Origin of the sequence: Streptomyces spongiae (assembly GCF_009377185.1) — a bacterium.
Lineage (GTDB): Bacteria > Actinomycetota > Actinomycetes > Streptomycetales > Streptomycetaceae > Streptomyces > Streptomyces spongiae.
Window position 1 is genome coordinate 1 of record NZ_VJZC01000097.1, and the last position, 23,975, is coordinate 23,975.

Genomic DNA, 23,975 nt, shown 5'->3' on the forward strand with positions numbered 1-23,975 from the left:
GCCTTGTAGAGGGCGTCGTGCTCGGGCGAGGCGGGCAGGGGGCCGCGGGCGGGGGCCTCGAAGGACTGGAGGAAGAGGGCGACCACGCGTCGCCAGGCGTCGGGAGCGGCGTCACCGGTGGCGTTGACGACGCCCGCGTTGGCCATGTGCATCAGCACCAGGTCCGAGGGGTCGAAGTCCTCGCGCAGGCGGCCGGTCTCCTTGGCGCGGCTGATGAGTTCCACCATGGCCTCGTACGCCTCGTTGCGGCGCTGCTCCAGGGCCTTGGCGGTGGGGAAGGTCATGGTCAGTACGTCGGCGAACCCGTAGTCGGCCGCCTGCATCGCACAGGCGGTCTCGATGTAGCCGGTGAAACCGTTCCAGGGGTCGGGGTCCTCGAGGGCGAGGGCGACCGCGTCGGCGTAGGCGTCCATGCGGTCGGAGAAGACGGCGGCGACCAGGTCCTCCTTCGCGGGGAAGTGGCGGAGGATGGTGGCGATCCCCACGCCTGCCTCGCGGGCCACGGAGGCCATGGAGGCGTTCAGGCCGTCGCGTGCGAACACAGTGCGCCCGGCGGCGATGATCCGCACCCGGTTGCGCTCGGCGTCACTACGCAGAGGCTGACCGGCGGGCTTGTCGGGGTGCTGGGCGCCTGGGGTCATGCCGACCACTCTAGCAATCGGATTGCCCTATCCATTTTCGGTGGTACCGTGGTCACGGCGATCCGGATAGCCCTATCCGAATCACTGAAACGGATAGCCCTATCCGACTCAGGGGTGCCGAAGACCGCTCCCCACCTCGCCCAACACACCGTTTCCCATGAGGTTTTGCGAAAGGATCGCTGTGACCAGCATCGCCATCGTCGGAGCCGGCCCCCAGATGGGCCTGGCCATCGCTCGCACCTTCGGCTCCCAGGGCCTCGACGTCGCCCTGATCTCCCGTAACCGCGAGAAGCTCGACGGTCTCGTCGGCAAGCTCACCGCCGAGGGCATCACCGCCGCCGCGTTCCCCGCGGACGTGCTCGACCGCGACGCACTCACCCAGGCACTCAAGGACGCCGCCACCCGGTTCGGCGGGATCGACGTCCTGGAGTACTCCCCGGTGGGGACGTTCGGCATCACCACGCTGACCGCTCCGGGCGACACCGAACCGTCCCATGTGGAGTTCGAGATGAACTTCCAGCTCTACGGGGCCATCGCCGCCACGAAGGCGGTGCTGCCCACGATGCGTGAGGCAGGCGCGGGCACCCTGCTCTACACCACCGGTGCCGGCTCGATCTGGCCCGACCCGCGGGTCGCCAACGTCAACGCCGCCGCCGCCGCGCTGCGCAACTGGGCGATGAACCTGCACAAGGAGCTGGCCGACGCCGACACCGGCATCCAGGCCGCCCACATCGGCATCGACGCGTCGATCGGCGTCTCCGTCATCCCCGGCCTGGATGCGGCCCAGCCCGAGCAGATCTCCCCCCTCTACTGGGACCTGCACACCACCAAGCGCGACCAGGCCGAGCTCGTCTTCAAGCTCTGACACCGCACCGGCCGCCATTATCATTGGCTTAGGCTGTGCGGCATGTTGAAGGAATCAAGTCGACGGCAGCGGCTGCTGGTGGCACTCGTGGCGTTCGTGGTCTCCGCGGTCGCCACCATCGTGGCCGCCTCCCTGCCGTCCGGCTCGTCCGCGGCGCCGCAAGGGGACGGTGCCGCATCCTCCTCCGCATCACCTGCCGGCGGTGCGCGCGATGTACGGATGGGTATCTCGTACGGCGACACCCTGACCTGGAAGTCGGACAAGGACCTCGACCGGGCGCTCGACGACGCGGTCGCCGTCGGCGCGAAGTGGGCCCGGGTCGACCTGTCCTGGAACAACATCCAGCCGGAATCCCCGAACGACTACGAGTGGCACCGCTTCGACCGGGTCGCCAAGGCCGCCAAGGCCCACCGTCTGAACCTGCTCGCGGTGATCGCCTACACCCCGAAGTGGGCCCGGGTGGCGGGCTGTACGGGCAGCCAGAGCTGCGCGCCGGCCGACCCGGACGCCTTCGCCGGCTTCGCCAAGCTGGCGGCCGAGCGGTATGCGGCGATGGGCGTGCACACCTGGGAGGTGTGGAACGAACCGAACATCGGCTTCTGGAAGCCCGCGCCCGACCCCGCCGACTTCACCGAGCTGCTCAAGGTGACCAGCCAGGCGCTGCGCTCCGCGGACTCCAAGGCGTACGTGATCATGGGTGGCCTCGCGGGGATCAAGACCGATCACAAGTCCAACAGGCTGTCGCCGCTGGACTTCCTGACCGCCGCCGCCAAGCTGGGCGCCAACAAGCACGTGGACGCCGTCGGCTACCACCCGTACAACTTCCCGACCCTGCCCAGCGCGACCCCCGGCACCGGCACGGCCTTCGAGCGGATCAGTACCGCCCAGGAGAACCTGATGGCCGTACTGGACACGTACGGCACCCCCGACCTCCCGATCTGGCTCACCGAGACCGGAGCGCCGACCAGCGGGGCCGGCGAGGTGTCGGACGGTACGACGATCACCGACGACACGGACCATGTGACCGAGGCCCGCCAGGCCGAGATCGCCGCCGACACGGTGAAGACAGCGGTGGCGAACGCGCACGTGGACGCGATGTTCTGGTACACCGATCAGGATTTGGCGCCCGCCGATGAGAAGCTGAGGCCGACGCGGTACTACGGGCTGCGCCGCTTCGACGGTTCGAAGAAGCCGGCCTTCGACGCGCTCAAGGAGGCGATCACCGCCTACGAGAAGAAGCGGAAGTAGGAGCCGGGGACGGGGCCGCCGGGTCCTACAGGGCCCGGAACAGATCGACGTAACGCTCCATCAGGCCGTTCCAGGCGAACCGCCGTTCCGCCTGCCGCCGCCCCGCCGCGCCCAGCCGGTCGGCGAGTTCGCCCTCGGCCAGCAGCTTGCGGCAGGCGGCCGCCAGCGCCCCCGGGTCGCCGGGCGGGACAAGTAGTCCTGTCTCGCCGTCCAGCACGACATGCGGGATGCCGCCCACCGCCGAGCCGACCACCGGGGTCCCGCAGGCCATCGCCTCGACCAGCACCATGCCGAAGGACTCCGCCTCGGTGCGCGAGGGCAGCACCGCGACGGCCGCCGTCCGCATGACGTCGGGCAGCGCCTCCCCGGTCAGCTCCCCGGTGGCCTCCACCCGGTCGGCGATCCCCAGCTCCGCCGCGAGCCGCAGATGGTCCGGGACCGCGTCACCGCCGCCGACAAGCAGCAGCCGGGCGTCGGCGACATCGTCCGCCAGCTCGGCGAAGGCCCGCAGCAGGGCGTCGACGCCCTTCCAGGCCGACGAGCGGTCCATCCGGCCGACGTAGAGGACCGTACGCGGACGCCTGGAGGCCGGCTCGCCGGGCGTGAACCGCTCGATGTCCACGCCCGGAGTGATCTCCACGGCATGGGGATGAGCGGCGGCCAGCGAGACCGGCGACACCGCGACCAGCACCCGTGCCCGCCGGAACACCCGGGGCAGCACCCGCCGTTCGTACACGTCGATGAGCCGGTCCGCCAGGCCACTGCCCGGCTCGCCCTTGTGCATCGAACCCGCGTGGTAGGTGAGGACGGCCGGTCGGCTGCCGGAGACCGCGACCGCCAGGTCGGCGAGCCCGGGGACCGGGGCGTGGGCGTTCACCACCTGGGCGCCGGTGCGACGCAGCCAGTAGCGCAGTTGCAGCGGCCACAGCGGGCTGAGGGGGGTGTTGGACAGCCGGAGCCAGGCGCCGAGGCGGATGATGTGGACACCGTCCTCGACACTCACCGAGGTCCGGCGCCCCGACAGGCGGGTGGTGATGACCACCGGCCGCAGACCGGGGGCGTCGGCGACCGCGCGGGCGATCCGCGCGGCGTAGTTCTCCACGCCGCCGACCTTGGGCGGGTAGTACGGCGCGACGACGGCGACGATGCGAACACCCTGGGCCTGGTCCCTGGGCTCCACGGGCCTCACCGGCGTCCCGCCAATACCGCCTGGTAGTGCTCCTCGTGCGCGTCGACGACCGCGTCGAGGCGGTAACGCTCGGCGCACTGGGCCGCGCCCTTGCCGAGGCGTTCGAGCGTGGCGCGGTCGCCGAGCAGGGAGGAGAGCGCGTCGGCCAGCCCCCGCGCGTCTCCCGGGTCCACCAGCCGGCCGTTGTCGTCGGAGATCAGTTCCGGCAGTCCGCCGCAACGGGACGCCACCACGGGACGCCCGGTCTGGAACGCCTCCAGGACCACCCGCCCGAAGACCTCCGGCCACCGCGAGGGCACGGCGACGACTGAGGCGGCCCTGAGGCATTCGGCGACCTCCGCCTTGCCGAGCCAGCCCCGGAAGACGACGCGCCCCTGGGAGGTCAGGTCGGCCGCCAGCGATTCCAGCCGCGCACGGTCCGCACCGTCACCGATGATGACCAGCCTGGCTCCGGGATGCCGCTCGACCACCTGCCGGAAGGCCGTCAGCAGGACATCGACCCCCTTGACGCGTTCCAGGCGGCCGGTGAAGAGCACGCTCTCGGTGTCGGCGATCGGCTCGTAACCGAAGCCGCTCTCGGTGCCGTTGGGCACGACGAACAGCGGGACCCGGCCCACGTCGCCGCGCACGGTGTCGGCCATGTACTGGCTCAGCGCGAGCACCCGGTCGAGGCCGCGCAGCCACACCAGGTAGCCGGGTCGCTGCAGGAACCGCAGATACAGATAGCGCGCGGTGTCGGTCGCGCTGAGCCGGCCGCCGTTGGTGGCGGTGCCGAGGTTCCAGCGCAGCAGCTTCAACGTCCAGTCCTCGGGGCCCCGTGCGGTCAGCAGCCGGGGGTAACGGCGGGTGGCGGCCAGCACCGAGGGGCTGAACTCGCCGATGGTGTGCAGATGGACGACGTCCGGTTCGAACTCGGCCAGGATCCGCCCCAGCCGCCGGTAGGCCGTGTGGTGCCAGAAGTAGCCGAACAACCGCCTGGCCGGACCGCCGTTGACCGCGGGCACGATGTGGTCGGCGAACAGCTCGTGTCCGGCCGCCATACGGTCGGTCGCGACCACGCTCACGGTGTGGCCCCGGGCCCGCAGTCCTTCCGTGATCAGCCGGACGCTCTTCTCCGCCCCGCCGGCCTCGAAGCCGATGTTGACGATCTGCAGGATCCTCATGCTTGTGCCTCCGCGGTTCGGACATTCCCCGACTCCGACTCCGGGCCCGGCTCCGCGTCCGGCTCGGAGTGCCGTACGGCTGCGATGCTGCGGCGCCGGTGTCCGAGGAGCGCCGCCAGGGCCACCAGGCCGGAGGCGAGGTTGCCGGCGGCCCAGGCCCAGCCGATCCAGACCAGGCCCCGAGGAGCCCAGAGGAAGGCGAGTGAGATCGAGACGGTCGCGAAGACCAGGTTGTTGACGACCAGCTGCCGCATCTGCCGGGTCAGCTTGAGCGCGAAGTTCGACCAGCTGGACAGGGCGACGGCCAGCGCCCCGACGGCGAACACCATGAGCAGCGGCCTGGCCTCGGTCGCGTAGCTGCCGCCGAACAGCTTCAGGATCAGCCCGCTGCCCAGCGCCACCACGGCCGCTGCCGGGACCATCAGGCCGGCGATGATGGCGGCGGTCCTGCGGAGCAGTACGCCGATCCGGGAGGGATCGTGCGAGCCCTCCGCGAAGAGGGCCTCGCCGACGGAGAAGGACACGGCGTTGAGGAGGCTGGCGATCTGGAAGGCGACGTAGTAGTAGCCGGCCGCCGCCGCGCCGAGCTGGTGCAGCACGATGAGCGGGACGACCAGCTGGGGCATCAGGTTGAGCAGGCTGGTGACATAACTGGCGACGGAGAAGCGCAGCTGTTCCCGGAGTCTGGTGCCGCGGGTACGGAAGTCGAACCGGAAGCCGAGCCGACGGTGCATCAGGAACAGCGAGGCAAGCACCGCCACCGCGAAGCCGCCGCCGGCCGAGCCGACGATGCCCACCGAGCCGAGGCCGACCAGCGCGACCGGCAGGGCGAGCTTGGTCAGCCCCTGGATCACGCCGTCGACCAGCGCGTTGTACTGCGGGATACGGGCGCCGATGAAGACGGAGTCGGTGAGCTGGTTCACCGCGGCACAGGCGCAGATCACGACGAAGGCCGCCGCCAGCGGCAGTTGGTCCCGGACGAAGACCAGTTTCTCACCGTAGAGCGGCAGGCCGGCCACATAGACCGCTCCGACCAGGCACGACGCCGTGGTCACCAGGGCGATCGACTGGGTGAGCTGGCCGTTGCGGGCCGCGGTCGGCGCCGGGAAGCGGATCAGCGTGCTGTTGAGACCGAACAGGCTCAGATACGAGATCAGCGAGATCGCCGAGATCAACGAGGTGGCCAGGCCCACCTGTTCGGGGCTGTAGTAGCGGGCGACCACGATCCAGAAGACGAAGCCCAGTCCGGCGATGGTGGCGGTGGACGCCATCAGGAAGAAGGAGCTGCGGTACACCTGGTCGGCGGGCCGGGCGTGGCGGCCCTTGGGCCTAGCCATCGGTGACGTCCCGGTAGCACTGGACCAGTGTGCTCACATGCTCCTCCCAAGCGAAGGCCGTCGTCGCGTATTCGCGGGAGTAGCGGCCCATGTGTGTGCGCTTCGGGCCGTCACCGGCGAGGGCGGACAGCGCGGAGCGCAGCACCCCCGCGTCCCGGGGCAGCAGTGTGACGCAGGTGGGGTCGAGACGGTAGGGCGCGTACCCCGGGTCGTCGGTGGTGACGACGGGCAGGCCGCTGGCCATGGCCTCCTGGACGGTGAGCGGGAAGCCCTCGGCGGTGGACGGCAGCGCGAAGACGTCGCAGGCCCGGTACGCCTCGGCCAGCTCCTGTGGCGGCAGCGCGCCGAGGTGGTGGACGCCGGGCCTTCCGGCCAGGGCGCCCGCGTCGCCGTCGCCGACGAAGACCAGGTCGAAGGAGTCGTCCTGGGCGGCCAGCAGCAGGTCGCACCCCTTCTTCGGCACCAGCCGGCCGACGAACAGCACCAACGGACGGTCTCCCGGCAGGCCGAAGCGCTTACGGGCGAGCGCCTGCTCCTCGTCCGAGGCGGCGGGCCGGAACAGCTCGGTGTCCACACCGTTCGCGAGATGGCGGGCACGCTCAGGGCGGGCGCCGTAGCGCCGTACGAAGTCCGCGACGGTGGCGTTGAGGGTGAGCACCATGCGGGCCCGGCGCAGCAGGGCGCGCCCCGCGACCGCGTACACCGCGCGCTGCACACCTCGTACGACAGCGGAAGGGTGCTGCACCAGGGCGACGTGCTGGGTGACGACGTGCGGGGTGCGGGTGAGGAGGGCGGCGAGCCCGGCGGCCCACGAGGTCAGATACAGGCAGTCGTGCACATGGATGACGTCGGCTCGGCGTGCCAGGCGAAGCGCGGTCGTCAGCAGCCGCGGCGACAGCAGGGGGAAGGGCACTCCGGCTCGCTCGGCACCGTTCCAGGCCGCGACGCGCACCACCCGTACGCCCTCCTCGTCGCGGGTCCCGGAACGCTCGCCGCTGGTGAGCACGGTGACCTCGACGCCGTGGGCGGCGAGCCGGACCGCCTCCTGGCGGACGACGTACTCGATGCCTCCGACGTGCGGCGGGTAGTAGTGGCTGACGAGGAGCGCTCTCATCGGTAGATCCTCGCCCCCTCGCTGCTGTAGATCACGTTCTTGGTCGTGTCCAGGAGACGGGTGGGATAGCGATAGGTGACCAGGTCGCCCTCGTAGGAGAACGTCACCGTGCCGCTGCGCACCGTCGTGCTTCCGACCAGGACGTAGGCATCGGTGCGCAGTGCGGTCGGGAAGAGGTCGCCCACGGCCGGGCCGGTGATGGTGGTCTGCTGCCGGTTGAAGGTGAAGCGGTCGGTCTGCACCAGGGACTGCTTGCCCTCGGCGTCGAAGCGCTGCACCAGCCAGTAGGCGGCGTTCCGCTCCTCGGTGGTCGGGTAGTAGATGTCGTAGTACTGGCCGGAGTTGCTGAGCTGCAGCTGCGCCGGGTAGCCACCCAGCAGCTTGGGCACCACGCCGGTGAGGTCCAGGAAGAGCGCCACGATCAGGGCGTACGTGATCACCATGCGCCGCCGCCCGGCCCAGCGCAGGGCGGCCAGCAGTCCGGCGGCGATGAAGGGCGCGAAGAAGAACAGCCCCTGCTGGAAGGCGCGGAGTACTCCGTAGTCCGCCGACAGGGAGGGGATCACCGTGAGCAGCCCGAGCATGACCACGGCCCCGATGGTCAGCGTGGTCTGGTCGCGCACCGGCCGGAAGGCACCGCGCCGCCTGAGGACGACCACCAGGAGGCCGACGCCCAGCAGCAGTTGGAACATGGCCGCGGCGGACTGGCGGAGCAGGGAGTTGAGCGTACCGACGTCCACGCCGACCGCGTCGAGCGCCCTCCCGGCGGCGGTGAGCGGCATGTTCTGCTTCCCCACCACCGGGGTGTTGTAGGCGTCCACCGTCTCCAGGGGCAGATACAGGCCCTCGGCGCGCCCCTTGGCGGTCTTCCGCAGGCTCTCGGTGCGGTAGGCGTCCAGTCGCTGCTGCGCGGTCATGCTGGTCCCGCCGAACAGACTGTAGGAGGTGTCGGAGGAGCCGCCGCCCTCGCTCTTCCCCGGGTGCAGCACGGTCTGTACGACGTCGTCCAGTGTCGTCCGCAACTGCCCGCTGGTGTGGGTGACCGGACCGGCCCACACCAGCGCCATGGCCGCCGCCCCCGCCACGATCCACCAGGTCACGAAGGATCCGGCCTCGGCCGGACGATGTTTGCGCTTGTGCCCGCGGGCGGCGCGGAAGCGCTCGGCCAGGCGCCAGACCAGGTCGGTGGCCACGGCGACGCCGAGGATCGCCACGATGACGTAGATCGTCGAGTAGTGCGACAGCGTGATGCCGGCCAGCAGCGCGACGAAGGCGATCCGGCGGACGCGGAGCGGCCGGCCGGAGTCGGTGAGCACCACCATCGCGCAGCCGAGCAGCACGAAGGCGACTTCCTGGCGGCCCAGGAACGTCATGTCGGACAGGAACGTGGGGAAGATCATGAAGAGTACGGCCGACAGCAACGACACCAGATGCGGGGCGATGTTGCGCACCGAACGGTGGATCAGCACCGGGGTGAGCGCGAACAGCACCGGCAGCACGATCTTGAAGATGTAGACGTCGGGGATCGCGGTGAGCCGGAACACGCTCATCGGCAGCAGGGTGATGCTCAGACAGGCGTTGTACGCGTCCGGGTAGGTCGAGATGTCCCAGAGCGAGCCGCCCAGGGTGAGCCGGAAGTACTCGTACTCACGCTGCACATCGTGGCCGGTGATGGACCAGCCACGCAGCGAGTTCAGCAGCAGCAGCGCGGTCGCGGCGAGGAACAGCCCGGTTTCCAGCACCGCTACCGGATAGCGCCAGCGGCGGATCATCAGCAGCACCAGCAGCGCGGCGATGGCGATCAGGGCGGCCATGCTGACGGAGCCGCCGAGGCCGTTGTTCAGCCGGATCGGTCCGGCGACCGACAGGAGGAGGGCCACGGCGGCGAGCCCGGCCACGGGGACCGCGCCCGGCGGCAGCCCGCCGCGGCGCCAGAACGCTCGTGGTTCCCGCTCCGCGCGCTCCTCCTCCGGCGCGAAGGCGCCGATCACGGTCAGGGTCAGCGCCGTGGCCCCGGCCAGCGACACCTGGGTCAGCGGGCGGTCCACGCCGAAGAGCGGCAGGACGGTGTTCACGGCGAGGGCGACCACGATGTCCGTGATGATCGCCATGCCCGCGGCGAGCAGCAGGCTGCCGTCCCTGGTGGACACCACGCGTGAGGCGACGCCCCGCCACAGCGCGATGGGCGCCCCGAACAGCAGCCACAGGCCGGCCACCGTCAGGAGTGCCCCGGGCACCCCGGGAAGCATCTCCACGACGCAGGCCACCGCGACGCTGACCAGCACCCCGAGCCGCCCCCGCACGAGGTCGGCGACCCGCAGGGAGCTGGAGGCGGCGGCGGCTTCACGGCGCCTCCCGGCCACGGCATCGTCCGCTGAGCCCTTGTTCCTTGAGCCCTTGCCCTCCGCATCCGGATCGACCGCCCAGGACGGTCGCCGGTCGGCACGCCGTCGGCCGGTACCGTCGGCGTCCTTGGTCTCGGCGGCTCCCTTGGCAGCCGTGTCGCGCGCCGTCACCCGCCGACCTCCGCGTAGACATCGTCGTAGACCCGCTCGACCCGTGCCGCCACGGCTTCCCAGGAGTAGCCGGGGGCCGCCGCCGCGCTGCGCCGGGCGAGTCGCAGGCGCAGGCCCGGGTCGGCGGCGACGGAGTCGATGGCGGCGGCCAGTGCCGCCGGGTCGGGGTCGGCCAGGAGGCCGACCCCGTCGAGCAGTTCGGTGGTGCCGGGCACGTCGGTAGCGATCACCGGCAGGGCGGCGGCCATCGCTTCCAGGACGACCAGCGGCATGCCCTCCTTCTCCGAGGGCAGCACGAAGGCATCGGCGTCCCGGTAGGCGCGCACCAGGTCCGCGCCGAGCAGCCCGCCGGAGAACTCGACGTCCTTCAGCCCCAGTTCGGCGGCGCGCGCCTGGAGTTTCTCCCGCAGTTCGCCGTCGCCGACGATCCGCAGGCGCACCGGTTCGCGCAGCAGGCTCATCGCCTCCAGCAGCCGGGCGACGTTCTTCTGCGCGCTCAGCCGGCCGACGTACAACAGCCGCAGCGGCCGCTGTGCCGCCTCACGCACCGGCATGAAGTAGCCGGGCGCGACACCGTTGGGCACCACGAACACCCGCTCGGCCGGGACCCCGTACGTCTGTTTCACGAACGTGCCCTGGGCCTCGGTCAGCACGATCACCCCGTCGGCGGTGCGCAGCGCGCGCCCGAAGACGTGCTTCTTGTACGCGGGCAGCAGCCGCCCGAAGCGTCCTGAGGCATCCACGTCGAGGTGGAAGTGGAGGAGGAAGCGCTGCCTGCGGAGCCGGGCGGTGAGAGCGACGAGCTCGGGCATCAGGGCGTGCGCGCAGTGCAGATGCAGGACGGCGCCGCGCGGGGCGCGCCACAGGGAGACCGGGAGGCCCGGTGCGAGCGCGGTGTGCGCGAACTCGACCGCGCGGTGCCGCCGTACGGTCACCTGGCCGTCGCCGAAGCGGCGCGGCGCGCCGTCCGCGCCGAGGGCGGTGGTGACGACCCGGACGTCGTGGCGCTGCCCCAGTTGGTCGGCGAGGTGCTCCACAACGCGTTCGAGCCCGCCCAAGTGGGGCGGGTAGTAGGGGGTGATCTGCAGGACGGTGCGTCGCATCAGGCTTCAGTCTCGTACGTCACGGGGTGCTCTTGGAACTGGGGGTCGCGGTCGGGGACGCCGAGGGCGACGGACTCACGAAGGAGTAGTGCAGCCGCTGCTCGTGGCCGACGAGGGCGACCCGCACCACGGCCACGTCCGCCGTCTTCCTGCTCACGCGCGCCACGACCGGCACCGCCTTGCCGTTGAGCGGCTTGAACTTCACCGTCGCCGTGCCCACCGGCTTTCCCTCGGCCGATTCCAGGGTCACCCTCAGGCGGTAGGAGCTGACGCCCGTCCCGTGGGCGTTCACCGCGAGGGGCACGAGCACCTTGCCCCCGTCGAAGCTGGGCGGGGCGGTGAAGTACAGCTCGGTGAACGGGGTCTGCTGCCGGGTGAAGGACTGGAGCAGCACCGTACGGACCGACGGCACCGACCACAGTCCGCCGGCCAGCACGGCGATGGTCACCAGGGCCGCCACCAGACCCGCGGTCCGCGGGCGAGGCCCCGTCGGCCCGGGACCCGGATCGGAGTCCGGTTCCGGGTCCTCGGCCTGGCCGGACGCGTCGGGTTCACCGGACGCGTCGGGTTCACCGGACGCCTCGGGCTCACCGGGCTCATCGGGCTCGCCGGACTCATCGGGTTCGTCGGGTCCGCCGGGTTCACCGGGTTCGTCGGGCAAAGAACTCATACCGTTTCGTACTGGTCTGTCTGCCTGTTGGGCTGCGTGGGGGGCTGAGTGGACGGACCGGGCTGGTCAGGTTCGCCGACCTCGGCGGCATCGGCCTGCGGCTGCTCATTTCGCGGTCCGGGAACAAGGGGCGCGGGACGACGGAAGCGGTGCTCGAAGAGCTGCCGGAAGTTCGCGGCGCCGTCGGGCAGCGCGTTGAGCTTCACCTCGCCCTTGCGCGGGCGGTACTCGATGGGTATTTCGGCGTAACGGTACCCCGCGAGGGTCGCCGCGTTCTTGATCTCCTGAGAGAAGGCCATGCCACCGGAACGGACATCCAGGCCGTCCCAGACGTGACGCCGGAAGATCCACATACCTGACTGGGAGTCACGGAGACCGTTGCGGAACAGCCGACGGCTCAGGGCGCTGAGCGCATGGTTGGCCGCGGTGTGCGAGGGCTTCATCGCATGGCGGTTCTCGCGCCGCAACCGGTCGGTCGTCATGAACTCGACGTCCTGCTCGACCAGCGTGCGCAGCAGCCGCGGCAGCGCGTCGAAGGGGTAGGTGCAGTCCGCGTCCCCGGTGGCGATCACATCGCCGGTGGCGGCGCCGAAGCCCGCCATGTAGGCGTTGCCGTAACCCTTCTCCGGCTGGTGCACCACGCGCACTCCGAGCGAACGTGCCACAGCGGCGGTGCCGTCGGTCGAGGCGTTGTCGACCACGACGACCTCGGCGCCCCAGCCCTCCGCGGCCAGCTCTTCCAGCGGGATCGAGGTGATGACGTCAGGAAGGTTGGATGCCTCGTTGTACGCAGGAATGACCACTGACAGTGTTCTCACGCGTTGCCCTCCCCCAGGGCTTCCCGGACGGATACCGAGCCCCGCGTTTCTCCCGGACGCTTCATCGCAGAAGGAGATGGCCACAGCGTGGGCTGTGGCCAAGAACGAGGACGTCGGCGAACACGGAGAAACGGTTCGTCCGTCAGATCATGAAGTTCTGAAACTACTGAGACTCTAATCCGTGCTGGTTGAACTTGTTAAGGATGTGGCCAAGTTGTGACGGTGACGGACGTCACATCAACCAAGAAGCGACAGGTTTCGCATCCCCACCCGATCCGCCCTTTTCCACGTCGGCCACCTGATCCGGCGTCAACGCCGCCTCCCAGACCTGGATATGACCCACGACGCCCGCCCAGTAGTCGCCCCACACCCCGTGCGTACGCGCCCGGCCGAGCTGCAACGGACCCTTGCCCGCCCAGACACCGGGAACCTTGGTGACGGCGGCCCGCTTTTCGTTCACATAGAGCGTGATCTTCTTGACCTTCGCGTCGTACGTGCCGGTCAGCAGCACCCACTCGCCGACCGTGCCGATGTTCTTGGCCGCCTTGGCCTGGTAGGTCGTGCTGTCCGCGCCCCCCGCGGCGGTCTGGACCTCGAACACCCAGTTGCGGTTGTCGCCCGACGCGTCCCGGCCCAGGCTGAAGGAGGACGAGTCGCCGTCGCCCTGGCTGATCGCGGAACGGGAACTGTTCGGGGCCTCGTTGTAGACCCAGGCCGAGACGCTGAAGCTCTTGGAGACGTCGATCAGCTGTGCGGAGGACTGGGCGTAGGAGTTGACATTGCTCCGGAACCGGGCCGCATAGCCGTTCCCCACGTCGTCCACCGCGGCGTCCGGCCCGAGGACGAGATTGTTCTCCCCCGACTTGTCCGCGAGGACGTTGTCCTGGCCCGGAACGGTGGGCGACTTCTTGCCTCCCGAGGCAGAGGGCGCGGGCGAAGAGCTGGTGGAAGAGGAGGCGCTCGGGCTCTTCTTGTCGTTCTCATGCCGGACGACCAGGAATCCGGCCCCGATCCCGAGCAGGCACGCCACCAGGACGATCCCGCCCGTCCAGAGTCTCTTGCGGCGGCGCTGCTCTGCCTCGTTGCGCTCGGCCATGGCCTCCCAGTCCAGACCGCCAGAGTAGGAGGGCTGCTGATACGCGGGCGGCGGCTGATGACCGTCCTGCTGATAGCCGGGCTGCTGCCCGTGCGGTATCTCCTGCTGCGGGTACCCGTAACCGCTCGGCGCCGCGGACGGCTGTGGAGCAGACGAAGGGTTCCAGGGGTCCTGCCCAGGGGCAGCTGCCCCCTCCGGGTGTTCCGTACCGTCAGTCATAAGCACGGATGCTAAAGCAGCTCCGCAGCCCGCACGACTCCCCGTCCCCTCTTGGCCGCCGGCCCGATCCACCGTCAACTGCCTGGTGCTGGCACACTGCTGTCACCCTGCGGCTGCCACAGCTGATCGCTAGCCGCGGAGACGGGACATGGCCGGGTCGAACAGGGGCTCCTGCGCGACGACCGCCTCGATGCGCTGGTCGAAGTAACCGATGTCCACGGTGGTGCCGGGGGTGGCGAGTCCCGCCGGGAGCCAGGCGTAGGCGATGCCCTTGCCGATCGTGTAGCCGTAGGCGGCGCTGGTGACGTAGCCGACGGCTCGGTCGCCGTCGTACACCGGCTCCTTGCCCATGACGACCGACCGCGGGTCGTCGATCGTCAGGCAGGTCAGCTTGCGCCGTACGTCGGCCCTACGGCGCTCCAGTGCGGACTTGCCGACGAAGTCGTCCTTGTCGGGCTTGACGGCGAAGCCGACTCCGGCCTCGTAGGGGTCGTGCTCGAAGGTCATGTCGGTGCCGAAGGAGCGGTAACCCTTCTCCAGACGGAGGCTGTTGAAGGCGCCGCGGCCTGCGATGACGCCGCCGAGGGGGCTGGCCGCCCGCCACAGGGTGTCCCACAGCTTCAGGCCCTGGTCGGCGGTGGTGTAGAGCTCCCAGCCGAGTTCGCCGACGTAACTCAACCGCATCGCGGTGACCGGCACCGAGCCGATGTAGGCGCGCTTGGCGCGGAAGTACTTCAGGCCGTCGCCCGAGAAGTCCTCGTCCGTCAGCGGCTGCAGGACCTCGCGGGCCAGCGGGCCCCACAGGCCGATGCAGCAGGTGCCCGGGGTGATGTCGCGGACCTGGACCGAACCGTCGGCGGGGAGGTGGCGGGTGAACCAGTCGAGGTCCAGGTTGCCGTTGGCGCCGACCTGGAAGAGGTCGCGGGCCAGGCGGGCGACGGTGATGTCGCTGCGGATGCCGCCGTCGTGATCGAGGAGCAGGGTGTAGGTCACCGAGCCGACGGACTTGGCGACCTTCCCGGTGACCAGCCGCTCCAGGAAGTGGGCGGCACCCGGACCGCTGACCTCCAGGCGCTTGAGGGCCGTCATGTCGTACATCCCGACGGTCTCGCGGGTGGCCTGCGCCTCGGCGCCGACGATGGGTGACCAGTACCGCGCGGCCCAGTCGCCCGGCGTGGGGATGGTGCGGCCTTCGACCAGCCGCGCGTTGGCCTCGTACCACTGTGGGCGTTCCCAGCCGTTCGCCTCCAGGAAGAACGCGCCGTGCTCCTGCTGGCGGGCGTGGAAGGGGCTGGTGCGGATCGGGCGCGGGTGCCCCGACGGCTGGAGCGGGTGGAGGATGTCGTAGACCTCGACGAAGTTCTGGCAGTCGCGCGCCAGGACGTACTCCGGGGAGAGCTGGTGCGGCTCGAAGCGGTTGACGTCGCACTCGTGCAGGTCGAAGGACGAGCAGTGGCCGTCGACCAGCCACTCGGCCATGGCCCGCCCCACGCCGGCGGAGTGGGTGACCCAGACGGCCTCGGCGACCCAGAAGCCCTGGACGTCCGGGGATTCGCCGAGGAGCGGGTAGTTGTCCGTGGTGAAGGAGAACAGACCGTTGATCCCCTCCTCGACCTTGGCCTCCTTCGTCGCCGGAAGCAGGGACTGGGTCTCGGTCCAGGCGTCCGCGAAGTCGTCCTCGGTGAACTGCAGGACCGACGGCATCTCCTCGGCCTCGTCCACGGAGAGGATGTCGTCGGCGGTGATGGGCATCGGGCGGTGGCCGTAGGAGCCGATGCCCAGGCCGTCGAAACGGTCGCGGTAGTAGAGGTCGGCGTCCTGGTGGCGAAGGATCGGGCGCACCGCCTCCTCGGCCTGGCCCGCCAGCGCCGGTACCGGTCCGGTCCAGGCGAGTTGGTGGGCGAGCGGGGTGAGGGGGAGGTTCATGCCCACCATGCGGGCGATCCTCGGGCCCCAGATGCCGGCGCAGCACACCACGATGTCGGCGGGGATCTCGCCCTGGTCGGTGAGGACGCCGGTGACGCGGCCCTCGGCCTGCTGGACGTCGAGCACCTCGTGACGGGCGAGAAGGCGTACGCCGCGCTCGGCGGCCCGGCTGATCTGCGCCTCTACGGCCAGGACGGCCTTGGCGATGCCGTCCGTCGGGACCAGGAGGCCGCCGAGGACCTTGTCGCGGTTCACCAGCGGGTGCTGCTCGACGCATGCGTCGGCGTCCAGCAGCCGGGCCTCGATGCCCCAGGCGGTGATCCAGCCGTGGCGGCGGTGGAGTTCCGCGAGGCGCTCGGGGGTGGTCGCCACTTCGAGGCCGCCGACCTGGAGGAAGCAGGGCTTGCCGTCGACGTCGAGGGAGCGGAACTTCTCGACGGTGTAGCGCGCCATCTCGGTCATCGTCTTGGAGGAGTTCGTCTGGAAGACCAGGCCCGGAGCGTGCGACGAGGAACCCCCGGTGGCGGGGAGCGGGCCCTGGTCGACCACGGTCACTTCGGTCCAGCCGCGCGCGGAGATCTCGTCCGCGAGCGCCGCGCCCACGACGCCCGCTCCGATGATGACCACTCGGGGTCCCGCCATCGCCGCACCTCCGATTGAGAACCAGTCCAGTCGACGCAGTTGCTGTCAGCGCAACATGCTTCAGGTTGCGCAACTCAATGTGCCCGCCCCGGGGATGAGGTGTCAAGGGGGCCGTGACGTCGGGAAACAGCCCGGAAAACAGCGATGCCCGGCGGGCGGCGCACACAGGTGCACACCGCCCGCCGGGCATGTTCGACCGCGTTCTCGACGTACCCGGCCCGTCCGGCGAGCGAAGGGCGGGGAGCGGGGCTACCCGGCCCGCTTCTCGGCGTCACGGTGGCGGTAGTAGACGGCCTTCGAGGGCTCCAGCGGCTTCTTCCCGAGGATCAGGTCAGCGGCCTTCTCGGCGATCATCATCACCGGCGCGTAGATGTTGCCGTTGGTGACGTACGGCATCACCGACGCGTCCACCACGCGCAGGCCCTCCACGCCGTGCACCCGCATACTGGCCGGGTCGACGACGGACATCTCGTCGGTGCCCATCTTGCAGGTGCAGGACGGGTGCAGAGCGGTCTCGCCCTCCTTCGCGACCCAGGCGAGGATCTCCTCGTCCGTCTCCACCGCCGGCCCGGGCGAGATCTCCCCGTCGTTGTACGGAGCGAGCGCGGGCTGGTTGAGGACCTTGCGGGCCACGCGGATCGCCTCGACCCATTCGCGGCGGTCCTGCTCGGTGGAGAGGTAGTTGAAGCGCAGCGCCGGGTGCTCCCGCGGATCCCGGCTCTTGATCTTCACCGAGCCGATCGCGTCGGAGTACATGGGGCCCACGTGCACCTGGTAGCCATGGCCTCCGGACGGCGAGGAGCCGTCGTAGCGGACCGCGACCGGCAGGAAGTGGAACATCAGGTTGGGGTAGTCCACGTCCTCGTTGCTGCGGGCGAAGCCTCCGGCCTCGAAGTGGTTGGTGGCCGCCGGGCCCTTGCGGAAGAGCCATTGCAGTCCGATGAAGGGGGCGCGCCACTTCGCCATGTACGGCTGCATGGAGACCGGCTGTCTGCAGCCGTACTGGACGTACACCTCCAGGTGGTCCTGCATGTTCTCGCCGACGCCGGGGAGATCGTGGAGGACGTCGACGCCGAGGGCGCCGAGTTCCTCGGCGTTGCCGATGCCGGAGAGCTGCAGCAGTTGCGGGGAGTTGATCGCGCCGCCGCAGAGGATGACCTCCTTGGCACGGACCTGCTGGAGGCCCGCCCTTCCGCGCTGGTACTCGACACCGACGGCGCGCTTACCCTCGAAGAGGACGCGCGTGACGAGGGCGCGGGTCTTCACGGTGAGGTTGGGCCGCTTCCTGGCAGGCTTGAGGTACGCCTGAGAGGCCGACAGGCGACGCCCGCGGTGGACGTTCCGGTCGAACTTGGCGAAACCCTCCTGGCGGTAGCCGTTGACGTCGTCCGTGGGCGCGTAGCCCGCCTCCTCGGTGGCCTTGAGGAAGGCACCGAACAGCGGGTTGGTCGCCGGGCCGCGTTCGAGGACGAGAGGTCCGTCGTGCCCGCGGAACTCGTCGTCCGGGTCGGCCGCGAGGCAGTTCTCCATGCGCCGGAAGTACGGCAGGCAGTGCGCGTAGTCCCAGGTCTCCATGCCCGGGTCGGCGGCCCAGCGCTCGTAGTCCATGGGGTTGCCGCGCTGGAAGATCATGCCGTTGATGCTGCTGGAGCCGCCCAGCACCTTGCCGCGGGCGTGGTAGACACGGCGCCCTCCCATGTGGGGCTCGGGCTCGGACTCGTACTTCCAGTCGTAGAAGCGGCTGCCGATCGGATAGGTCAGCGCCGCGGGCATGTGGATGAAGACATCCCACGGGTAGTCGGACCGGCCGGCCTCCAGCACCAGCACCCGGTTCGCCGGGTCCGCGGAGAGTCTGTTCGCCAGTGCGCTGCCGGCTGATCCGCCGCCGACGATGACGAAGTCGTATGTCAGGGGAGCCATGATGCCTCGTCTCAGGCGTTGTTTACTGCGCGTATAGTTTCATTGTGAGCAACTACAGCCTTGACACCCCGAGCCCGCAGGCCGGCGGCGTGCAGTCGGTGGACCGCGCCATCAGCGTCCTGGAGATCCTGGCCCACCGGGGCGAGGCAGGCGTCAGCGAAGTAGCCGCCGAGATCGATGTGCACAAGTCCACCGCCTTCCGCCTTCTGGGCGCCCTCGAGGCGCGCGGCCTGGTGGAGCAGGCAGGCGAGCGCGGCAAGTACCGCCTCGGTTTCGGCATCGTACGCCTGGCCGGTGCGGTGACAGGGCGTATCGACATCACACAGCAGAGCCGCCCGGTCTGCGAGAGTCTGGCCGAGGAGATCGGTGAGACCGTCAACGTCGCCGTGTTGCAGGAGCACTACGCGGTCAACCTCTACCAGGTGCGCGGCCCCGGTGCCGTCACCGCGCAGAACTGGGTCGGCCAGCTGACCCCGCTGCACGCGACCTCCAGCGGCAAGATCCTGCTGGCCCACCTGCCCACCAAGGAACGCGCCACGCTGCTCACCGAGGCCGGCCTGAAGAAGGTCACCTCGCACACCATCACCGCGAAGACGAAGCTCGAGAAGAACCTCGCCGAGATCCGAGAAGCCGGCTACGCCTGGGCCCGCGAGGAACTGGAGATCGGCCTTCACGCCATGGCCGCTCCCATCCGCAATCGTGAGGGAGTGGTCGTCGCGGCGCTGAGCGCCTCCGGGCCCTCCTACCGACTGACCGAGGAGCGCCTGCACGAGCTCGCTCCGGTGCTGTGCAAGGGTGCGGAGGAGATCAGCCACCGGCTGGGTTACCTGGGCTGACCGGCCCGTTCGCCGCTACTGCGGCTGCCGCATCCCCAGGCGCTCGTTCACCCAGTCGTGGAAGGCCCCGATGTGGTGCTCACTGGGCACCAGCACGCCCCCCTTGGCATACAGCCGGGAGCCCATTGCGGGCTGTGTGCGCTCGCATGCCTCGAAGTCCTGCCGGTTGACCCGGTCGAACAGCTCCACGGACCGGCTGACGTCCTTGCCGCTGTCGACGACGTGCGGGAGGTAGAGCCAGTCGCACTCGACGATCGTGCGGTCGACGGCCACCGGGAACATCCGATGGAAGATCACGTGGTCGGGGACGAGGTTGATGAAGACCTGCGGCCTGACGGTGATCGCGTAGTAGCGACGGTCCTGCCCCTCGGACACTCCGGGTATGCGGTCGAGGCCCTCGGAGCCGTCGACGGTGAAGCCCTGGACCTCCGCACCGAACTCGGCGCCGTGGCCGACGTAGTACTGCGCGGCGTACCCGTCGGCGAACTCCGGGAGCACCTCGGTGAGTTCGGGGTGGATCGTGGCACAGTGGTAGCACTCCATGAAGTTCTCGACGATGAGCTTCCAGTTCGCCCTGACGTCGTAGACGATCCGCCTGCCGACCGAGAGGTTGTCGATGTCGTAGCGCTCGATCGACTCGACGTCTCCGAGGCGGCTGACGACATCGGCGATGACGTCCTCCTCGAAGGGGGGCGGGTTCTCCGCGAGGCACACCCAGACATAGCCGAGCCACTCGCGGGTGGCCACGCTCACCAGGCCGTACTCGGTGCGGCCGACGTCGGGCATCTTGGTGAGGTTGGGGGCGGCGACGAGCTTGCCCGTCAGGTCGTACGTCCAGGCGTGGTACGGACACTGGAAGGCCCGCTTGACCTCGCCGCTCCCCTCGGTGCGGAGCCTGGCTCCACGATGCCGGCAGACGTTGAAGTGGGCGCGGATCGAGTTGTCCCGGGCGCGGGTGACGAGGACGCTCTCGCGGCCCACGTCTACGGTGCGGAAGGCGCCGGGCTTCGCCAGGTCGGACGAGCGCGCGACGCAGAACCACATCGTCTCGAAGATGCGCTCCTGCTCCAGGGCGAAGACCGCGGGATCGGTGTAGGAGGAGCCGGGGAGGGTGGCGATCAGGCTGCCCGGCAGGCTGGTCGAGGTCACGGTGCACTCCTCGGGGGACGTCGTGGATCGGTCGTTCACGCGCCGGGAAGAGCGGCTCCGGCGAGCTGCTTGCGCCAGCGGGTGAACAGCCGCGGCTGGTTCATCCCGAGCACGGCGATCGGGTGACCGGCCCGCCGGTAGACGGCCAGGATGTCGCGGTCGTCCGGGGCGCCTTGCTCCACCGTCACGCTGTCGGCGCCGACCGCGTGACCGGCGAACTGGATCTTCACCCCGTACTGATCCGACCAGAAGTACGGCGGCCGGGGCACCCCCGGCTCCACCGCACCTCCCGCCAGCAGCGTGGCTACGGCAGCGGCCGGGCGCTCCTGCGCGCCGGTCCAGTGTTCGACGCGACGATGAAGACCCGCACGGGGGTCGTACCAGGAGGCGCAGTCGCCGACCGCGACCACGCCGGCCAGGCTGGTGCGGCCGTCCGCACCGCACTTCACGCCGTTGTCGAGCGCGATGCCGGATCCTTCCAGCCACTCGACGCACGGGCGTGCGCCCACACCCACGACGACGATGTCGGCGGGGATGCCGCGGCCGTCCTCGAGCAGGACGGCATCCACCTTGCGCTCCCCGCTCAGTCCCTTGACGCCCACGCCGCACAACAGCCGTACGCCGTGGTCCGCGTGGAGAGCGGAGACGATGCTCCCCATGGTCTGGCCGAGCGGGCCGGCGAGCGGCGTCGGTGTCGCTTCGACGACCGTCACGTCCAGCCCGAGGCCGTACGCGGTGGAGGCGACCTCGGCGCCGATGAAACCGCCGCCGATCACCACCAGCCGTCCCCCGCGGGCCAGTTCGTCCCGCAGGGCGCGGGCATCGTCCAGGGTGCGCAGGACGTGCACTCCGGCAAGGCCCTCGGAACCGGGCAGCCGTCGTGCGGCCGCGCCGGTCGCGATGACGAAGCCGTCGGCCCGGATCTCCCCGCCGCCCGCGAGCCGGACGGCACGCCGTGTGCGGTCCAGGCCGGTGGCGCGGGTTCCGAGCAGCCACTCCGCCCGCAGATCCTCGCCGTCCGCCTCGAGGGCGAGGTCGGCTTCGCCGATGTCACCGGCCAGGAACTCCTTGGACAGCGGGGGCCTGTCATACGGACGGTGGGGTTCGTCGCCGATGATGACCAGCCGTCCGTCGTAGCCCTGCTTCCGCAGCGAGCGCGCCGCCGACAGACCGGCCAGCGAGGCGCCGACCACGGCCACGGTCCTCACGCGAGCCCTCCGGCGAGCCGGGCTGCGACGCAGGGCGGCAGGTTGGGGGCATCCGTGGATACGCGGACGTAGACCATGCCGTCCTCGACGAGGACCTCATGGGTCCGGACCGGGAGCTTGGCCGGTGGGGCGTCGACAGAGCCGGTCCTCAGGTCGAACTTCGAGGCGTGCAGCGGGCATTCCACCTCGCAGCCCTCCAGCCAGCCGTCGGCGAGCGAGGCGTCCTGGTGGGTGCAGGTGTCGTCGATGGCGAAGACCTCACCGTCGTCGGTGTGGAACACCGAGACCGGCGGGTCGATGTCGAGCCGGATGGCCTCGCCTCGCGGGAGATCCACGAGACGGCACGCGGGAATCATCATGACACCTCGGGTGCGTATAGCGAAACGGGATGCGTTGAGCGCAACATCAGTCTGAAGTCGCCCCCAACCCTTGTCAAGGCATCCAAAAAGCCGCTTCATTCACCATCAGATGTTGCCTTTTACGCAACTGTGAGTGCCATACACAACTGAACGGCTGCCTGGTGTTCACGGCCCGGCGTACGTGATGTTCGGCCGGAGTGGATTCGCCATGCCCGCCCCGAGGAAGTAGTCGACATGGTGGGACTGCATGTACCCCTTGAACGTCATGGCGTTTCGATAGGCGGGGTTGTGCGCCGGCGTGTACAGCCGGGTGTTCGTCGGCTGGTTGGTGGAGAAGATGATCAGCTCGTTGTAGGCAGCGTTGGTGTACACGGCCTCCTCGCGCCAGTCGCCGAGGATGTCGCCGACGAGGGTGGGCCCGCCCTGGGCGGCTTTGACCGCGCCGTAGTTCCATGTGCTGACGAGCCGGGGCAGGCTGCCGGTCGGCGTCGGGTTCTGCGGGTCCCACTCCTCGATCTTGCCGTCGTTGAGCAGTTCCATGGTGAGGTCGCCGTCCCACCACAGGCCCAGCTGCGGCCACGGGCGCAGTGATGTGTTCGGTTCGGTGAGCTTGTTGGTGGGTGCGTTGTACAGGCCCGAGAAGGACCAGGTCTCCATGCCGGGGAAGCGCGGGTCGACGTCTCCGGCCATGCCGCGTCCGACGTCGGCGGGGCCGTCACCCTTGTGCTGCCAGATGAGGGAGCCGTTCGCGGCGTCGTAGTAGTACTCCAGCAGGCCGCTCGGGTTGTCCTGCTGGACGCCGTAGCCCTCCAGGCCGGGACGGCTGGGGTCCATGTCCGCGATGTGGAAGCGGTCGCCGTGGATGATGCCCTTCGGCCCCATCGAGTAGCGCAGAGAGCCGTCGCCGCCCAGAACGAACCCGATCTCGGCGACCTCGTCCGTCCCGTCACCGTTGACGTCGATGGCGCGGGTATTGTGCCCGTCGGGCGCGTTCTGGCTGCCGCGCAGCCATGTCCACTGGCGGTCGAGCGAGTCGCCGTCGTACTTCCAGGCGGCCATCATCAGGTTGAAGGACCCGTCGTCGTGCCGGTTCTTCATATAGGCGACCAGGCTCGGCGTGGTGCCGTTGAGATACGCCACCCCGAGACGGGCGCCCATCGGACCGTCACTCACGTAGGTGGTCGGTACCGCGGACCAGTTGCGGAGCGCTCCTGTCCGGCCGTCGAGGACGGCCATGAACTGACGCGCGTCGTCCGCGTGCGTCCAGGTGGCCCCGTCGCCGAAGGTGACGCCGTCGGCGATCCGCACGGCGACCTCGGCGCGGCCGTCGCTGTCGAAGTCGTAGACCGTGACGCCGTCCCAGTGGCCCAGGTCGATCGCGGACGACCCCGGTTCGATGTTGTCCTGGTTCTGGCTGTTCGGCCCCATGTCGACCTGCCACAGGAACGTCCCGTCGCCGCGGTAGGCCTCGAGCTTCTGAGGGGAGGTCTGCCGGTCCACCACGTAGTCGTACTCGCCGTCGCCGTCGAGGTCGCCCACCCAGACGAACTTCACCGGACCGCCTGAGCGTAACGGCACTCGGACCACGGGCTCCTTGGCGTGGTTGGCCGTCAGTGTGAAGGCCCCGCTCGGCGCCTGCTCCTGCCCGCCGATGACCGGAGCCACCCGGTAGCTGTTGGACCGCGTCAGGTCGGCCGTGGAGTCCACGTAGTTGGTCCCGCCCGTCAGGACGCCGGAGTTGAGCTTGACGTACGCGCCGCCGCCGGTGGACCGGTACACGTTGAACCCGATGCCCTCCGGGTCGAGCCCCAGCAGCCGCCAGGAGACGAGGACCTTGGTGTCGTCGGAGCGCACCGCAACGACCCCACGGCCCAGATTCTCCATCACGCGCGCGGCCCGCAGCGGCGTGTCGCCGGCTGCGGGTATGACGGTGGACGCGTCGGGCGGGGCGGGGTT

Annotated in this window: 19 protein-coding genes; 3 read left to right on the plus strand and 16 right to left on the minus strand. The window is 69.9% G+C overall.

Going from position 1 to position 23,975, the window contains the following annotated elements; genetic code table 11:
• A partial coding sequence (locus tag FNH08_RS16435) for a TetR/AcrR family transcriptional regulator (protein ID WP_152772225.1) occupies nt 1-641 on the minus strand: 641 nt, incomplete at its 3' end.
• A gap of 181 nt (nt 642-822) precedes the next feature.
• Here FNH08_RS16435 and FNH08_RS16440 point away from each other — a divergent pair.
• Together FNH08_RS16440 and FNH08_RS16445 are read left to right on the plus strand one after the other, a co-directional pair.
• Complete coding sequence (locus FNH08_RS16440) at nt 823-1,506, plus strand: SDR family NAD(P)-dependent oxidoreductase (protein WP_322724634.1); 684 nt, start codon at nt 823-825, stop codon at nt 1,504-1,506.
• Between the two features lie 42 nt (nt 1,507-1,548).
• On the plus strand, nt 1,549-2,754 hold the full coding sequence (locus FNH08_RS16445) for a cellulase family glycosylhydrolase (protein WP_152772227.1): 1,206 nt from the start codon (nt 1,549-1,551) through the stop codon (nt 2,752-2,754).
• 25 nt (nt 2,755-2,779) lie between these two features.
• On the opposite strand, the gene FNH08_RS16450 is transcribed toward FNH08_RS16445, so the two are convergent.
• The 11 genes from FNH08_RS16450 to betA form a co-directional block, all read right to left on the minus strand.
• Nucleotides 2,780-3,934 carry a glycosyltransferase family 4 protein gene (locus FNH08_RS16450; RefSeq protein WP_152772228.1) on the minus strand — a complete coding sequence of 385 codons (1,155 nt, stop codon included), beginning with the start codon at nt 3,932-3,934 and terminating at the stop codon, nt 2,780-2,782.
• Nucleotides 3,935-3,939: 5 nt separating this feature from the next.
• A complete protein-coding gene (locus FNH08_RS16455) occupies nt 3,940-5,106 on the minus strand; it encodes a glycosyltransferase family 4 protein (protein ID WP_152772229.1) in 1,167 nt (388 codons plus the stop codon).
• The gene (locus FNH08_RS16460) at nt 5,103-6,443 is read right to left on the minus strand and encodes a lipopolysaccharide biosynthesis protein (RefSeq protein WP_152772230.1); all 1,341 of its coding nucleotides are present in this window, start codon (nt 6,441-6,443) and stop codon (nt 5,103-5,105) included. Before FNH08_RS16460 ends, FNH08_RS16455 begins: the two co-directional genes overlap by 4 nt.
• Nucleotides 6,436-7,557 (minus strand): glycosyltransferase family 4 protein, encoded by a 1,122-nt coding sequence (locus FNH08_RS16465; protein ID WP_152772231.1) that lies wholly within the window; start codon nt 7,555-7,557, stop codon nt 6,436-6,438. The genes FNH08_RS16460 and FNH08_RS16465 overlap by 8 nt, the downstream gene beginning before the upstream one ends.
• Entirely contained in the window at nt 7,554-10,073 is a 2,520-nt protein-coding gene (locus FNH08_RS53535; RefSeq protein WP_152772232.1) for a DUF2206 domain-containing protein, read from the minus strand. The genes FNH08_RS16465 and FNH08_RS53535 overlap by 4 nt, the downstream gene beginning before the upstream one ends.
• The gene (locus FNH08_RS16475; RefSeq protein WP_152772233.1) at nt 10,070-11,176 is read right to left on the minus strand and encodes a glycosyltransferase family 4 protein; all 1,107 of its coding nucleotides are present in this window, start codon (nt 11,174-11,176) and stop codon (nt 10,070-10,072) included. The genes FNH08_RS53535 and FNH08_RS16475 overlap by 4 nt, the downstream gene beginning before the upstream one ends.
• Before the next feature lie 19 nt (nt 11,177-11,195).
• Entirely contained in the window at nt 11,196-11,846 is a 651-nt protein-coding gene (locus FNH08_RS16480) for a hypothetical protein (RefSeq protein WP_152772234.1), read from the minus strand.
• A complete protein-coding gene (locus FNH08_RS16485; protein ID WP_322724637.1) occupies nt 11,843-12,664 on the minus strand; it encodes a glycosyltransferase family 2 protein in 822 nt (273 codons plus the stop codon). Before FNH08_RS16485 ends, FNH08_RS16480 begins: the two co-directional genes overlap by 4 nt.
• A gap of 232 nt (nt 12,665-12,896) precedes the next feature.
• Nucleotides 12,897-13,979: a LamG domain-containing protein gene (locus FNH08_RS16490; protein WP_152772236.1), complete on the minus strand. Its 1,083-nt coding sequence runs from the start codon at nt 13,977-13,979 to the stop codon at nt 12,897-12,899.
• Nucleotides 13,980-14,108: 129 nt separating this feature from the next.
• Nucleotides 14,109-16,547, minus strand: a complete 2,439-nt coding sequence (locus tag FNH08_RS16495; protein ID WP_152772237.1) for a GcvT family protein — start codon at nt 16,545-16,547, stop codon at nt 14,109-14,111.
• Nucleotides 16,548-16,796: 249 nt separating this feature from the next.
• Nucleotides 16,797-18,467: a choline dehydrogenase gene (gene betA, locus FNH08_RS16500; protein ID WP_152772238.1), complete on the minus strand. Its 1,671-nt coding sequence runs from the start codon at nt 18,465-18,467 to the stop codon at nt 16,797-16,799.
• Between the two features lie 89 nt (nt 18,468-18,556).
• On the opposite strand from betA, the gene FNH08_RS16505 reads away from it, so the two are divergent.
• On the plus strand, nt 18,557-19,303 hold the full coding sequence (locus tag FNH08_RS16505; protein WP_322724641.1) for an IclR family transcriptional regulator: 747 nt from the start codon (nt 18,557-18,559) through the stop codon (nt 19,301-19,303).
• 15 nt (nt 19,304-19,318) lie between these two features.
• Here the strand turns inward: FNH08_RS16505 and FNH08_RS16510 are convergent, their stop codons facing one another.
• The 4 genes from FNH08_RS16510 to FNH08_RS16525 all read right to left on the minus strand — a co-directional run.
• On the minus strand, nt 19,319-20,452 hold the full coding sequence (locus FNH08_RS16510; RefSeq protein WP_322724639.1) for an aromatic ring-hydroxylating oxygenase subunit alpha: 1,134 nt from the start codon (nt 20,450-20,452) through the stop codon (nt 19,319-19,321).
• 35 nt (nt 20,453-20,487) lie between these two features.
• On the minus strand, nt 20,488-21,660 hold the full coding sequence (locus FNH08_RS16515) for an NAD(P)/FAD-dependent oxidoreductase (RefSeq protein ID WP_322724640.1): 1,173 nt from the start codon (nt 21,658-21,660) through the stop codon (nt 20,488-20,490).
• On the minus strand, nt 21,657-22,019 hold the full coding sequence (locus tag FNH08_RS16520; RefSeq protein ID WP_152772240.1) for a bifunctional 3-phenylpropionate/cinnamic acid dioxygenase ferredoxin subunit: 363 nt from the start codon (nt 22,017-22,019) through the stop codon (nt 21,657-21,659). The genes FNH08_RS16515 and FNH08_RS16520 overlap by 4 nt, the downstream gene beginning before the upstream one ends.
• Nucleotides 22,020-22,184: 165 nt before the next feature.
• Nucleotides 22,185-23,975 (minus strand): rhamnogalacturonan lyase family protein (locus tag FNH08_RS16525; protein ID WP_456114949.1); only part of this gene is annotated, 1,791 nt, incomplete at its 5' end.

Excerpts from the sequence above, each read along its gene's own strand:
- FNH08_RS16445 (WP_152772227.1), top strand. The coding sequence starts at position 1,549 with ATGTTGAAGGAATCAAGTCGACGGCAGCGGCTGCTGGTGGCACTCGTG.
- FNH08_RS16455 (WP_152772229.1), bottom strand. The coding sequence starts at position 5,106 with ATGAGGATCCTGCAGATCGTCAACATCGGCTTCGAGGCCGGCGGGGCG.
- FNH08_RS16460 (WP_152772230.1), bottom strand. The coding sequence starts at position 6,443 with ATGGCTAGGCCCAAGGGCCGCCACGCCCGGCCCGCCGACCAGGTGTAC.
- FNH08_RS16465 (WP_152772231.1), bottom strand. The coding sequence starts at position 7,557 with ATGAGAGCGCTCCTCGTCAGCCACTACTACCCGCCGCACGTCGGAGGC.
- FNH08_RS16475 (WP_152772233.1), bottom strand. The coding sequence starts at position 11,176 with ATGCGACGCACCGTCCTGCAGATCACCCCCTACTACCCGCCCCACTTG.
- FNH08_RS16480 (WP_152772234.1), bottom strand. The coding sequence starts at position 11,846 with ATGAGTTCTTTGCCCGACGAACCCGGTGAACCCGGCGGACCCGACGAA.
- FNH08_RS16490 (WP_152772236.1), bottom strand. The coding sequence starts at position 13,979 with ATGACTGACGGTACGGAACACCCGGAGGGGGCAGCTGCCCCTGGGCAG.
- FNH08_RS16495 (WP_152772237.1), bottom strand. The coding sequence starts at position 16,547 with ATGGCGGGACCCCGAGTGGTCATCATCGGAGCGGGCGTCGTGGGCGCG.
- betA (WP_152772238.1), bottom strand. The coding sequence starts at position 18,467 with ATGGCTCCCCTGACATACGACTTCGTCATCGTCGGCGGCGGATCAGCC.
- FNH08_RS16520 (WP_152772240.1), bottom strand. The coding sequence starts at position 22,019 with ATGATGATTCCCGCGTGCCGTCTCGTGGATCTCCCGCGAGGCGAGGCC.